Annotated in this window: 13 protein-coding genes; 8 read left to right on the top strand and 5 right to left on the bottom strand. The window is 59.0% G+C overall.

Annotated elements, in window-relative coordinates; genetic code table 11:
• Nucleotides 1–32: 32 nt before the first annotated feature.
• The gene (locus PFAS1_RS08435) at nt 33–224 is read right to left on the bottom strand and encodes a hypothetical protein (protein WP_074873247.1); all 192 of its coding nucleotides are present in this window, start codon (nt 222–224) and stop codon (nt 33–35) included.
• A 68-nt stretch (nt 225–292) separates the two neighbouring features.
• Nucleotides 293–880, bottom strand: coding sequence for an LOG family protein (locus tag PFAS1_RS08430; protein ID WP_074873251.1), 588 nt, complete (start codon nt 878–880; stop codon nt 293–295).
• Nucleotides 881–1,223: 343 nt separating this feature from the next.
• Here PFAS1_RS08430 and azu point away from each other — a divergent pair, with 343 nt between their 5' ends.
• Complete coding sequence (gene azu / locus PFAS1_RS08425) at nt 1,224–1,670, top strand: azurin (RefSeq protein ID WP_046054918.1); 447 nt, start codon at nt 1,224–1,226, stop codon at nt 1,668–1,670.
• A gap of 176 nt (nt 1,671–1,846) precedes the next feature.
• Here azu and nadE read toward each other — a convergent pair whose 3' ends face one another.
• From nadE to PFAS1_RS08410, 3 genes are all read right to left on the bottom strand, one after another.
• Nucleotides 1,847–2,674, bottom strand: coding sequence for an ammonia-dependent NAD(+) synthetase (nadE, locus tag PFAS1_RS08420; protein WP_076028848.1), 828 nt, complete (start codon nt 2,672–2,674; stop codon nt 1,847–1,849).
• A gap of 4 nt (nt 2,675–2,678) precedes the next feature.
• Nucleotides 2,679–3,905 (bottom strand): nicotinate phosphoribosyltransferase, encoded by a 1,227-nt coding sequence (gene pncB, locus PFAS1_RS08415; protein WP_074873257.1) that lies wholly within the window; start codon nt 3,903–3,905, stop codon nt 2,679–2,681.
• Nucleotides 3,906–4,153: 248 nt separating this feature from the next.
• Complete coding sequence (locus PFAS1_RS08410) at nt 4,154–5,065, bottom strand: LysR family transcriptional regulator (RefSeq protein WP_076028847.1); 912 nt, start codon at nt 5,063–5,065, stop codon at nt 4,154–4,156.
• 174 nt (nt 5,066–5,239) lie between these two features.
• Here PFAS1_RS08410 and amaB point away from each other — a divergent pair, with 174 nt between their 5' ends.
• The 7 genes from amaB (at nt 5,240) to PFAS1_RS08375 (ending at nt 13,557) form a co-directional block, all read left to right on the top strand.
• Nucleotides 5,240–6,730 carry an L-piperidine-6-carboxylate dehydrogenase gene (gene amaB / locus PFAS1_RS08405; RefSeq protein WP_076028846.1) on the top strand — a complete coding sequence of 497 codons (1,491 nt, stop codon included), beginning with the start codon at nt 5,240–5,242 and terminating at the stop codon, nt 6,728–6,730.
• 88 nt (nt 6,731–6,818) lie between these two features.
• Nucleotides 6,819–8,102: an L-pipecolate oxidase gene (amaA, locus tag PFAS1_RS08400; protein WP_008153371.1), complete on the top strand. Its 1,284-nt coding sequence runs from the start codon at nt 6,819–6,821 to the stop codon at nt 8,100–8,102.
• 364 nt (nt 8,103–8,466) lie between these two features.
• Entirely contained in the window at nt 8,467–9,600 is a 1,134-nt protein-coding gene (locus PFAS1_RS08395; protein WP_074873270.1) for an ABC transporter substrate-binding protein, read from the top strand.
• Nucleotides 9,601–9,770: 170 nt separating this feature from the next.
• Entirely contained in the window at nt 9,771–10,685 is a 915-nt protein-coding gene (locus tag PFAS1_RS08390) for an ABC transporter permease subunit (protein WP_076028845.1), read from the top strand.
• 3 nt (nt 10,686–10,688) lie between these two features.
• On the top strand, nt 10,689–11,972 hold the full coding sequence (gene livM / locus PFAS1_RS08385; RefSeq protein ID WP_076028844.1) for a high-affinity branched-chain amino acid ABC transporter permease LivM: 1,284 nt from the start codon (nt 10,689–10,691) through the stop codon (nt 11,970–11,972).
• Nucleotides 11,969–12,844 (top strand): ATP-binding cassette domain-containing protein, encoded by an 876-nt coding sequence (locus PFAS1_RS08380; protein WP_074873276.1) that lies wholly within the window; start codon nt 11,969–11,971, stop codon nt 12,842–12,844. Before livM ends, PFAS1_RS08380 begins: the two co-directional genes overlap by 4 nt.
• Entirely contained in the window at nt 12,841–13,557 is a 717-nt protein-coding gene (locus PFAS1_RS08375; RefSeq protein WP_074873278.1) for an ABC transporter ATP-binding protein, read from the top strand. Before PFAS1_RS08380 ends, PFAS1_RS08375 begins: the two co-directional genes overlap by 4 nt.
• Nucleotides 13,558–13,699: the final 142 nt, after the last annotated feature.

Below are 13,699 nucleotides of genomic sequence, written 5' to 3'. Positions count from 1 at the left end.
GGGCCTGATCAGATCATCGGGCCCTGAGGGTCTCAGGCGTCGGGCGCCTGATCTTTCGGTGTTTCAACAGCGTCTTCTGCGGCCACTTCACCTTCTGCATCCGGGTTCAGTGCGGCGGCTTCTTCTTCAGCTGTAGCTTTCTTGCGCTGAAGCTTTTCCTCTTTCTTCTGCTCCTTGGCCAAGTCTCTCTGACGTTTGGCGAAGGAATAATTGGGTTTAGCCATGGGCGATCCTCTGGGGTCGAAGGTGATGTTGAGCGGCGCGTATTCTGCCCTGTATCGATGCCCAGCCGTTAGCTGGGTTTTTGCTCGATCCACTTTGGCACTACTGTCGGCTGCCAGGCATCGAGTTCATCAAGCAGGGTTTGCGGCGATTCGCTCACTTGCAGCATGTCACGGTGCGGTTCGCGAACGAAGCCTTCGCCGACGATATGATCGAGAAAAGACGTCAATTTGCTATAGAAACCGTTCACTTCCAGCAGCCCCAGTGGTTTTCCGTGGTAGCCGAGCTGGCCCCAGGTCCAGACTTCGAACAGTTCTTCCAGCGTGCCCAGGCCGCCGGGCAGGGCGATAAAGGCGTCACTGAGTTCGGCCATCCGCGCCTTGCGTGCGTGCATGCCGTCGACCACTTCCAGACGAGTCAGGCCGCTGTGGCCGATTTCCTTGTCCTTGAGGCTTTGCGGGATGATCCCGATCACTTCACCGCCGGCCGCCAGCGCAGCATCGGCGACGATGCCCATCAGCCCGACCGCGCCGCCGCCATAAATCAGGGTCAGCTTACGCTCGGCCAATGCTCGCCCCAAGGCGACAGCCGCTTCACGATAAGCCGGGTTGGTGCCAGTGCTGGCACCGCAAAATACACAAACGGACGCTAAAGACATGCCTTACTCCATGGTCAGGATGGCCACAGAGTAAAGGCAGGCACACGACGTTCCAAGGTCTACACTTCGCTTTCAGGTGTTTCACAGGTTCCGCTGGCGCCATAGGCGTAGGCGGCGAGCAAACTGCGCAAGAGGCTGTTAAGGGACATGACTGACGCTCCAGATGGGTGAGGACGAGCTGATGATAGGGCCGCCCCAGACGTCTGGCTGGTAGATTGTTTCGATAGGTGTCATAGCCCGAAAGTTGTATACAATTTTTGATTCAGGTCATAGGAACTTGCGAAGTTTTCAGGCAGTCTTCTGTCCACTCGCACTTTTATTAACCCTGCCTTGGAGATTCACCATGTTTGCCAAACTTGTTGCAGTATCCCTGCTGACACTGGCCAGCAGCCAATTGATGGCTGCCGAGTGCAAGGTCACTGTCGACTCGACTGACCAGATGTCCTTCGATACCAAGGAAATCAGCATCGACAAGAGCTGCAAGACGTTCACCGTGGAGCTGAAACACTCCGGCAACCTGCCGAAAAACGTCATGGGCCATAACTGGGTGCTGAGTAAAGAAGCTGACATGCAGCCGATCGCCACCGCGGGCCTGGCAGCAGGCATCGAAAAGAACTACCTGCCGGAAGGTGACGCGCGCATCATCGCCCACACCAAAATCATCGGCGCCAAGGAAACCGACTCGGTGACCTTCGACGTGTCGAAGCTCGATGCTGCCGAGAAGTACGGCTTCTTCTGCTCGTTCCCTGGCCACATCTCGATGATGAAAGGCACTGTTGTCCTGAAGTAAGCGAATCGAACGCCTAAAAAAAGCGTCCACCGGACGCTTTTTTTTTGCCTGACGCTGGACCGCATCATCGTTCTTCGTCGGAACGCCGCCCGGAGCAGGCTCGCTCCCACAGGTACTGCGCAGTCCTTGTGGGAGCGAGCCTGCTCGCGAAGACGTCCGTCCAGGCGCCGCCTCACTTAAGGCGCAAACGGCATCACTCGCTTGTGATGAGTCTTTTTGTAGGTGTCGCAGATGATCTTGAACGCTTCCTCACGCACTGGCTGACCGTGCAAAAACGCGTCGATCTCGGCATAGGTCACGCCGTGGGACGCTTCATCCGGCTTGCCGGGCGACAAGTCTTCAAGGTCCGCCGTCGGGATTTTATCCACCAGCGATTCCGGCGCGCCAAAGCTGCGGGCGATGTCCCGGACCTGGTTTTTCACCAGTCCGCTCAGCGGTGCCAGATCGCAGGCGCCATCACCGAACTTGGTGAAGAAACCCATCACCGCTTCCGCCGCGTGGTCGGTGCCGATCACCAGGCCGTGGGCTGCGCCGGCGATGGTGTACTGGGCGACCATGCGCATCCGCGCCTTGGTGTTGCCGAGCACGAAATCCACCGAGACTGCGTGCTTGCCTTCGAAGGCTGCGACTTCACTGGCCAGGGATTTGACCGCCGGACCGATGTTCACGGTGTGGCGCTCGTCCGGGGCGATGAAATCCACCGAGGCCTGTGCGTCGTGTTCGTCGAACTGGGTTTCGTACGGCAGGCGCACGGCGATGAACTTGTAGCTGTCGTCACCGCTGCGCTCGCGAAGTTCGCGCATGGCACGCTGGGCCAGCAGGCCGGCGGTCAGGGAATCGACGCCGCCGCTGATGCCGAGCACCAGGGTCTTGAGCCCGGAATTGACCAGGCAATCCTGGATGAAGGTTATCCGCCGGGCGACTTCAGCCTCGAGGGTGGCCTGGTCAGCGAACGGCGGCTGGACCTTGAGCTGTTCAGCAATCTCACGCTGTTCGGCTTGCATGAATTCACTCCTTGCTTGATGTGCTGGAAATGGCAGCAGGTACTTTGAAAACGTGTCGCAAATAGGCGACGAAATTCGGGTCTTTGCAGTGAGTCTTGCCAGGCTCATCGGAAATCTTTGCCACGGGCTGGCCGTTGCAGGCGGCCATTTTAAGCACGATGCTCATCGGTTCGACACCCGGAATATCGCACGTCAGGTTGGTGCCGATACCGAAGCTGACATTGATCCGACCGCGCAACGCCCGAAAAATCTCCAGGGATTTGGGCAGCGTCAGGCTATCGGAGAACACCAGCGTCTTGCTCATCGGGTCGATGCCCAGCTTGTGATAGTGCGCGATGGCCTTTTCTGCCCAGAGCACTGGATCACCGGAATCATGGCGCAGGCCGTCAAACAGCTTGGCGAAGTACAGGTCGAAATCGCTGAGAAAGGCATCCGTGGTGATGCAGTCGGTGAGGGCGATCCCTAAAAGGCCACGGTACTCGCGGACCCAGCAATCAAGGGCAGCAATCTGACTGTCGATCAGCCGCGGGCCGAGTTGTTGGTGGGCCATGATCCATTCGTGGGCCATGGTGCCCAACGGTTTCATGTCCAGCTCCCGTGAAAGGTGCACGTTGCTGGTGCCGACAAAACGCCCGGGGAAATCGTGCTTGAGCACGTTCACCACTTCTTCCTGCACGCGGTACGAGAAGCGACGACGAGTGCCGAAATCGGCTACCTGCAATTCGGACAATTCCTCCACGCTGGCGTTGGTGGTGAGCCAGTCGAACTTGCGGTAGAGCTGCTCCCGCGCCTGTTCCAGGACGACTTCACGGTAGCGATAGCGGTTGCGCACCTCGCTAACGATGGACAGCAGCGGCACTTCAAACAGAATCACGTGCAGCCATGGCCCGCGCAGGCGGATGAACAGCTCGCCGTTTTCAATACCGGTATGGACGTAGCGCAGATTGAAGCGGAACAACCCGAGAAAGCGCAGGAAATCCGGCTTCATGAAGCTGATGCGCTCCATGAAACTCAACTGGTCGGCGCTCAGGCTCAACTCAGCGAGGCGCTCGATCTGGAAGCGGATTTCCGCCAGGTACGGGCGCAAATCTTCACTGTTACGGCAACGAAACTCCCATTCGACTTCCACGTTCGGGTAGTTGTGCAGCACCGCCTGCATCATCGTCAGTTTGTAGAAGTCGGTGTCGAGCAGGTTCTGCACGATGCGATCGCCAAACACGCTCTCGCTCATAACGGGGTTCTCCAGGCTGGCCGCGGCCTGTGGCAGCGACGTTGCAGCTGTTTCAATGAATGGGGCTAGTGGCGCATATCAACGGCAGGTATTGCCAGCGTTTTTTTAGGCGCTGGAAATCTTTGTGGGAGCTAGCCTTTGTGGCGAGGGAGCTTGCTCCCGCTCGGCTGCGCAGCAGTCGTCGATTTTAGGGCCGCTCCGCGACTCAACGGGAGCAAGCTCCCTCGCCACAGGTATCGCATGCGGACTTAATGTTGCGGCATCTCCGGGCTGTCGATCTGCTCCAGCATCCACTTCACAAAATCGCGCACCTTCGGCACTTCCGCCGAATGCTCCGGATACGCCAGGTAATAGGCGTCGGTGCTGGGCATCGCGTGCTGCCAGGGTATGACCAGTTTGCCGTCGGCCAATTCCTCTTCCACCAGAAACCGCGGCAACAGCGCCACGCCGCAGCCGACCTGGGCGGCGCGGATGCACATATAAAAGGTTTCGAAACGCGGGCCGTGGTAGCTGTGTTCGGTGTGGTAGCCCTGACTGTCGAACCAGTCATGCCAGGCCTGGGGCCGGGAGGCGTTTTGCAGCAGGACCAGGTCGGTGAGTTGCGTCGGGTCGGTGAACGGCGTGTCCGGCAGGCTGCCCGGTGCGCAGACCGGCACCAGTTCTTCGCCGAACAGCTTCAGGCATTCAGTGCCGGGCCGTGAGCCCTGGCCGAAATAAAACGCCAGGTCGCTGCGACCTTGCAACAGATCATCAGCTTCCTGTTCGCTGCACAGGTCCAGATGGATCGACGGATGGCGCAGGCGCCAGCCTTTCAAGCGTGGCACTAGCCAGCGCGCGCCGAAGGTCGGAGGCGTCGAAACGCGCAGGACTTCGGTTTCACCGCCGTAGGAGCGAAGGTAGTGGGTCGACATCTCGACTTGCGTGAGGATTTTTCTGACCTCCACCAGGTACAAGTCACCGGCCGGAGTCATTTGTAGGCGTCGGCGCACCCGGCGGAACAGCAGGTGCTGCAGCAATTCTTCGAGTTGCGCGACCTGTTTGCTGACAGCGCTCTGGGTCAGGTTCAGCTCTTCAGCCGCCCGGGTGAAGCTCAAATGCCGGGTTACGGCCTCAAAACACTGCAGCGCGGTGATCGACGGCAAGTAGCGTTTATTCAGCATTGGTTGTCCTTTTTCTTGTTTCTTTCTTACCAGCAATTCGCAGCATGAATAAACGGAATGATATCTCTCTTAAAGGTCGTTTGTTGGGTAACGTCGGGAGCGCTAAAACTACAGGCCTCACCAGCCGAATCAATCCGGCTGCACGTTTTCTGTTTTTCGCTTGAGGAGTGACCCATGGTTGCCGCATTGCTTGATCGTCTTGGTGTGAACCCGGCCCTGTACCAGAACGGCAAAGTGCCGGTGCATTCGCCGATCGATGGCAGCCGGATCGCCGCCGTGAACTGGGAAGGCGCCGCTGAAGTCGAGCAGCACATCAGTCGTGCAGATCATGCGTTCGAATTGTGGCGCAAGGTCCCGGCGCCGCGCCGTGGCGAACTGGTTCGCCAACTGGGCGATATCCTGCGCGAATACAAGGCCGACCTCGGCGAGCTGGTGTCCTGGGAAGCCGGCAAGATCACTCAGGAAGGCCTGGGTGAAGTTCAGGAAATGATCGACATCTGCGATTTCGCCGTCGGCCTGTCCCGTCAGCTGTACGGTTTGACCATCGCTTCCGAGCGTCCGGGCCACCACATGCGCGAAACCTGGCACCCGCTGGGCGTCGTTGGCGTGATCAGCGCGTTCAACTTCCCGGTTGCGGTCTGGGCCTGGAACACCGCGCTGGCGCTGGTTTGCGGTAACCCGGTGATCTGGAAGCCATCGGAGAAAACTCCACTGACCGCACTGGCCTGCCAGGCACTGTTCGACCGTGTATTGAAGAATTTCAGCGACGCGCCGCCGCACCTGAGTCAGGTCATCATCGGCGGTCGCGATGCTGGCGAAGCCCTGGTCGATGACCCGCGTGTCGCGCTGATCAGCGCCACCGGCAGCACCCGCATGGGGCGTGAAGTGGCGCCGAAAATCGCCGCACGTTTCGCTCGCAGCATTTTGGAACTGGGCGGCAACAACGCGATGATCCTCGGCCCAAGCGCCGACCTGGACATGGCCGTACGAGCCATCCTGTTCAGCGCCGTCGGCACTGCCGGTCAGCGTTGCACCACGTTGCGTCGCCTGATTGCCCATGAATCGGTGAAAGAAGAAATCGTCACCCGCCTGAAAGCCGCGTACTCCAAAGTGCGTATCGGCAATCCACTGGAAGGCAATCTGATCGGTCCGCTGATCGACAAACACAGCTTCGAAAACATGCAGGACGCGCTTGAGCAGGCCTTGAGCGAAGGCGGCCGGGTGTTCGGCGGCAAGCGCCAGCTGGAAGACAAATTCCCCAACGCTTATTACGTCTCGCCGGCCATCGTTGAAATGCCGGAGCAGAGCGACGTGGTCTGCAACGAAACCTTCGCGCCGATTCTGTACGTGGTCGGTTACAAGGATTTCGACGAAGCGCTGCGCCTGAACAACGCCGTGCCACAAGGCCTTTCGTCGTGCATCTTCACCACTGACGTGCGTGAAGCCGAACAGTTCATGTCGGCGGTGGGCAGCGACTGCGGCATCGCCAACGTCAACATCGGCCCGAGCGGCGCGGAAATCGGCGGGGCGTTTGGCGGTGAGAAAGAAACGGGCGGTGGTCGTGAGTCCGGTTCCGATGCATGGCGCGGCTACATGCGCCGTCAGACCAACACCGTGAACTACTCGCTGGAGTTGCCGTTGGCTCAGGGCATTACCTTCGACTGATGGACCGTGGAGCTTTTTGTTGTTGATCGTTCCCACGCAGAGCGTGGGAACGATCGGGTTGGTTAGGTTTCATTTTCGGAGTCTGGCAATGCCGTTACGCGAAGAGTGTCTGTGGGAAAAGCTGACGCCGCAAAGGCCTGACAACGCGGCGCTCAAGGGGGAGGTGACGGTGGATGTCTGCGTCATCGGCGCCGGTTTTACCGGTCTGTCGGCGGCGGTGCATCTGCTGGAAAAAGGCAAAAGCGTCTGTGTGCTGGAAGCCCATCGCGCCGGTCATGGCGGATCGGGGCGCAACGTCGGGCTGGTCAACGCCGGGATGTGGATTCCACCGGACGAGATCGAAGCCGGATTTGGCGAAGCGGTCGGCAGTCAGCTCAATCGCATGCTCGGTGCGGCACCGTCCCTGGTGTTCAGCCTTGTGGACAAGTACAACATCGATTGCCAACTGCGTCGCGAAGGCACGCTGCACATGGCGCACAACGCCCGTGGCGAAGCGGACTTGCGCAGTCGTGAAGAACAATGGAAACGTCGCGGCGCGCCGGTGGAACTGCTGACCGGTCAAGCCTGCGAACAAGCAACGGGGACCAAAAAGATCGCCGCTGCGCTGCTCGATCGTCGAGCCGGCACGATCAACCCAATGGCTTACACGACGGGGCTGGCCAAAGCGGCCATCGGTCTGGGCGGTCAGTTGTTCGATCATTCCCCGGTAACCCGGCTCGAACGCCAGGGCCAGCGCTGGTCGGTACAAACCGCTCAGGGTTCGGTGCTTGCCGAGCAAGTCGTGATTGCCTCCAACGCCTACACCGAAGGTGACTGGACGGAATTGCGGCGTAACTTCTTCCCCGGCTATTACTATCAAGTGGCCTCGGTCCCACTGACCGAAGAGGCGGCGCAGCAAATTCTCCCCGGTGGCCAGGGTTCCTGGGACACCCGCCAGGTTCTCAGCAGTGTTCGTCGCGACAAGGACGGTCGTCTGCTGCTCGGCAGTCTCGGTAATGGCAATCAGAAACCAACCTGGTTTCTCAAAGCCTGGGCCGATCGGGTTCAGCAGCACTATTTCCCTTACCTCAAACCGGTGGAATGGGAGTGCACCTGGACCGGTTGCATTGCCTTTACCCCCGATCATTTGATGCGTTTGTTCGAGCCGGCGCCCGGTTTAGTGGCAGTCACCGGTTACAACGGCCGGGGCGTCACGACTGGCACTGTCGTCGGCAAAGCCTTTGCCGATTATCTGTGTAACGGAAATCCTCAGGCGCTGCCGATTCCCTTCGCGCCCATGCAGCCATTGGCGGGCGTGGGATTGCGCAGCTGCCTGTACGAGGCCGGATTCTCGCTGTATCACGCAGGCCAGTGCTTGCGGATCGTTATTTGATTGTTGAAATTTGTTGCTGAAAGCGGCGCTTTTTCGCGCAGCGGCTAGCCTGTAAAAGGTGCGGGTTGTAGCAGTTCCGCACCAGCAGTGTGCACTTCGGTGACGCACGTTGTTACAGGCTGGTTGCACGTCGTTTGGCGCCGCGGTTGCAATGATGGCGCGCTCGGGTTGCGCCTTTAAAAATAAATGGTTTCACCTTCCGCGGTTTAGACGGTTGCACGCCCAATGAAAATGGGATCGAAACAGTCGAAATAACAATAAAGCAGCGACTTTTTTCAGAATAAAAAACCGATGGCACGGCCCTTGCTCTGAGCATTCAGGAAGTCGCAGTGCCAACTAAAAAAAACCCTTGGAGCACCACCTCATGTCCCAGACGTTTTACAAAAAAGGCTTTTTGGCCCTCGCAGTGGCAACTGCGTTGGGTGTTTCTGCGTTTGCACAGGCTGATGTGAAAATCGGTGTGGCGGGACCGATGACAGGCGCCAACGCGGCATTTGGCGAGCAGTACATGAAGGGTGCACAGGCTGCGGCCGATGCGGTCAACGCAGCGGGCGGCGTAAACGGGGAAAAAATCGTACTGGTCAAAGGCGATGACGCCTGCGAACCGAAACAGGCTGTGACGGTCGCCAAGGACCTGACCAACCAGAAAGTCGCTGGGGTAGTCGGTCACTTCTGCTCCTCCTCGACCATCCCGGCTTCGGAGATCTACGACGAAGCGGGCATCATCGCGATCACTCCAGGTTCCACCAACCCGGCCGTTACCGAGCGTGGCCTGAGCGCCATGTTCCGTATGTGCGGGCGTGACGACCAGCAAGGCATCGTGGCCGGTGATTACATCGTCGATGTGCTCAAGGGCAAAAAAGTCGTTGTCCTGCATGACAAGGACACCTACGGCCAAGGCCTGGCGGACGCTACCAAGGCCCAGCTGGAAAAACGCGGCGTGAAGCCGGTGCTGTACGAAGGCCTGACCCGTGGTGAAAAAGACTTCAGCACCATCGTGACCAAAATCCGCGGCGCTGGTGCCGACGTCGTCTACTTCGGTGGTCTGCACCCGGAAGCCGGTCCTCTGGTTCGTCAACTTCGTGAACAAGGCCTCAAAGACGTCAAGTTCATGTCCGATGATGGCATCGTGACCGATGAACTGGTGACCACTGCTGGCGGTCCGCAATTCGTCGACGGCGTGCTGATGACTTTCGGCGCCGACCCACGACTGCTGCCAGACAGCAAGACCGTTGTGGACGAGTTCCGCAAGAAAGGCACCGAGCCTGAAGGCTACACCCTGTACGCCTACGCTTCGGTTCAGACCCTGGCCGCTGCTTTCAATGGCGCCAAGTCCAACAAGGGCGAAGAGGCTGCCGCGTGGCTGAAGAAGAACCCGGTCAAAACCGTGATGGGCGAGAAGACCTGGGACGCCAAGGGCGACCTGAAAGTCTCCGACTACGTGGTTTACCAGTGGGACAAGGACGGCAAATACCACCAACTGGAAAAACAGAAGTGATATGAACTGCTGATGGCTCGGCCCCTTTTGCGCCGAGCCGTCAATCAACATGTCCGTGCAGTACCTGTCTTTTCTCGTAGAGCTGCACACAACCGTGTTGCGCCGGTGGCTGAACCCCGGTCCGTCGCATCCGGCTTCTGTGCAGTCTCTCAAATGCGTGAGATTGCGTTATGGATGGTATTTTCCTGCAGCAACTGGTCAACGGCCTGACCCTCGGGTCGGTCTATGGCCTGATCGCCATCGGCTACACAATGGTCTATGGCATCATCGGCATGATCAACTTCGCCCACGGCGAGGTTTACATGATCTCTGCTTACCTCGCGGCGATCAGTCTGGCTCTGCTGGCATACTTCGGTATTGAATCCTTCCCACTGCTGATGCTTGGCACACTGATCTTCACCATCATCGTCACGGCGGTGTATGGCTGGGTCATCGAACGGGTGGCCTATAAACCCCTGCGTAACTCCACCCGACTGGCACCGCTGATCAGCGCCATCGGTATTTCGCTGATCCTGCAAAACTATGCACAGATCGCCCAGGGCGCGAAGCAACAAGGGGTTCCTACCTTGCTCACGGGGGCCTGGCGCGTCGAGGTCGGTACAGGTTTTGTGCAGTTGACCTACACCAAGATCTTCATTCTGGTCGCAGCGTTTGCCGGGATGGCCCTGCTGACCTATGTCATCAAGTACACCAAGCTCGGCCGCATGTGCCGCGCCACCCAGCAAGATCGCAAGATGGCCTCGATTCTGGGGATCAACACCGATCGGGTGATTTCCTACGTGTTCATCATCGGTGCAGCGATGGCGGCCCTGGCCGGCGTGCTGATCACCATGAACTACGGCACATTCGACTTCTACGCGGGCTTCATCATCGGGATCAAAGCGTTCACTGCCGCGGTACTCGGCGGGATCGGCTCATTACCTGGCGCCATGCTCGGCGGGATCATTCTGGGGATTTCCGAATCGCTGTTCTCTGGTCTGGTGAACTCGGACTACAAAGACGTTTTCAGCTTCTCGCTGCTCGTTCTCGTTCTGGTCTTTCGGCCCCAAGGCCTGCTCGGCCGTCCTCTTGTGTCGAAGGTGTAAGCGATGTCTTCAACCACTAAAAAAACCATTGATCTCAAAAGAAGCCTGGTTGACGCGATTCTTGCCGGACTTGTCGCCCTGATTGTGTTCGGCCCGATTGTCGGCGTGGTCCTCGACGGCTACGGCTTCAATCTGGAAACGACCCGGGTGGCATGGATCGTCGCCATCGTCATGGCCGGCCGCTTTGCCTTGAGCCTGTTCCTGCAAACTCCCAAGGGCCTGAGAATTCTCGAAGGCTTTGAAAGCACCGGCTCCGGGGTTCATGTACTGCCGCCTGATTACAAAACCCGGTTGCGCTGGATCATCCCTCTGGTGATCGTCATTGCCGTGGTGTTCCCGTTCTTCTCCAACTCCTACCTGCTGGGCGTGGTCATCCTCGGGCTGATTTACGTACTGCTGGGCCTGGGGCTGAACATCGTGGTCGGCCTGGCCGGTCTGCTCGACCTGGGTTACGTGGCGTTCTACGCCATCGGTGCCTACGGCCTGGCGCTCGGTTACCAATACCTCGGTCTGGGCTTCTGGACGGTGCTGCCGCTGGCGGCGATCACCGCGGGCCTTGCCGGTTGCATCCTCGGTTTTCCGGTGCTGCGCCTGCACGGTGACTACCTGGCGATCGTGACTCTGGGCTTCGGTGAAATCATCCGCTTGATCCTCAATAACTGGCTGTCCCTGACCGGCGGCCCGAATGGCATGGCCGCTCCATTGCCAACCTTCTTCGGCATCGAGTTCGGCAAGAGGGCGAAAGAGGGCGGGGTGCCGTTCCATGAGTTCTTTGGCATCGCCTACAACCCGGACGTGAAGTATTACTTCATCTACGCGGTGTTGTTCCTGGTGGTCTTGGCCGTGTTGCACATCAAGCACCGCTTGACTCGCATGCCGGTTGGTCGCGCCTGGGAAGCCTTGCGTGAAGACGAAATCGCTTGCCGCTCCATGGGCCTGAACCACGTACTGGTCAAGCTTTCGGCGTTCACCATCGGTGCCTCGACGGCCGGTCTGGCTGGCGTGTTCTTCGCCACCTATCAAGGTTTCGTCAACCCGACCTCGTTCACCTTCTTCGAATCGGCATTGATCCTTGCCATTGTGGTACTCGGCGGGATGGGCTCGACCATCGGTGTGGTGATTGCGGCCTTCGTGCTGACCGTCGCCCCGGAACTGCTGCGGGGGTTTGCTGAATATCGCGTGCTGCTGTTCGGCATCCTGATGGTGTTGATGATGATCTGGCGACCGCGCGGCCTGATTCGGATCAGCCGTACCGGTGTGACCCCGCGTAAAGGAGTAGCGCCATGAGCGAAGTCGTACTCTCGGTCGAGAAGCTGATGATGCACTTCGGCGGCATCAAGGCGTTGAACGATGTCAGCCTGAAGGTCAAGCGCAACTCGATCTTCGCCCTGATCGGCCCCAACGGCGCTGGCAAGACCACCGTGTTCAACTGCCTGACCGGGTTCTACAAGGCCTCGGGCGGCAAGATCGAACTCAACATCCGCGGCGAGCAGACCAACGTCATCAAGCTGCTGGGTGAATCGTTCAAACCGGTCGATTTCGTTTCGCCGAAATCCTTCGCCAGCCGGATGTTCTACAAGATGTTCGGCGGCACCCACCTGGTGAACCGGGCCGGCCTGGCGCGGACGTTCCAGAACATTCGCCTGTTCAAGGAAATGTCGGTGCTGGAAAACCTGCTGGTCGCCCAGCACATGTGGGTCAACCGCAACCTGCTGGCCGGGATCCTCAACACCAAGGGCTACCGCAAGGCCGAAAGCGATGCGCTGGACCATGCGTTCTACTGGCTGGAAGTGGTGGACCTGGTGGACTGCGCCAACCGTCTGGCCGGTGAGCTGTCCTACGGTCAACAACGTCGTCTGGAAATCGCCCGGGCCATGTGCACCCGGCCGCAGATCATCTGCCTCGACGAACCGGCCGCCGGCCTCAACCCTCAGGAAACCGAAGCGCTGAGCGCGATGATCCGGCTGCTGCGCGACGAGCACGATCTGACCGTGGTGCTGATCGAACACGACATGGGCATGGTAATGAGCATTTCCGACCACATCGTGGTGCTGGACCACGGCATCGTCATCGCCGAGGGCGGACCTGATGCGATTCGTAACGATCCGAAAGTGATTGCGGCCTACCTGGGCGCCGATGAAGAGGAAGTGGTGCTATGAGCCAACCCATCCTCGAACTGAAGGATCTGGATGTGTTTTACGGGCCGATCCAGGCCCTGAAGAATGTCTCGCTGCACATAAATGAAGGAGAAACCGTCAGCCTGATCGGCTCCAACGGCGCCGGCAAGTCGACGCTGCTGATGTCGATTTTCGGTCAGCCACGGGCGGCGGACGGGCAGATCATCTATCAGGGTGTGGATATCACCCACAAGTCGTCCCACTACATCGCCTCCAACGGCATCGCTCAATCGCCGGAAGGCCGGCGGGTGTTCCCTGACATGACTGTCGAGGAAAACCTGCAAATGGGCACCATTCCTATCGGTGACAAGTACGCCAAGGAAGACATGCAACGGATGTTCGAGTTGTTTCCGCGACTCGAAGAGCGGCGCAATCAGCGGGCGATGACCATGTCCGGCGGCGAGCAGCAAATGCTCGCCATCGCACGAGCGTTGATGAGCCGGCCGAAACTGCTGTTGCTTGACGAGCCGAGCCTGGGTCTGGCGCCGATTGTGGTGAAACAGATCTTCGCGACCCTGCGGGAGCTGGCGAAAACCGGCATGACCATCTTCCTGGTGGAGCAGAACGCCAACCACGCCCTCAAACTGTCCGATCGGGCGTACGTGATGGTTAACGGCGAGATCCGCCTCACGGGCACCGGCAAGGAGCTGCTGGTTAACGAGGAAGTGCGCAACGCCTATCTCGGCGGGCACTGAGTTCGCTGTTGTAGCACCAAGCCCCGGCGCGCAATCGCCGGGGCTTTTTTACACCTTCAAAACATCACAAATCAATGTGGGAGTGAGCCTGCTCGCGATAGCGGTGGATCAGTCACTTCAACGTCGACTGACCTATCGCTAT

Origin of the sequence: Pseudomonas frederiksbergensis, assembly GCF_001952935.1 — a bacterium.
Lineage (GTDB): Bacteria > Pseudomonadota > Gammaproteobacteria > Pseudomonadales > Pseudomonadaceae > Aquipseudomonas > Aquipseudomonas frederiksbergensis.
Note: the sequence above shows the minus strand (reverse complement) of the source record. Positions and strands in the feature narration are given on the sequence as shown.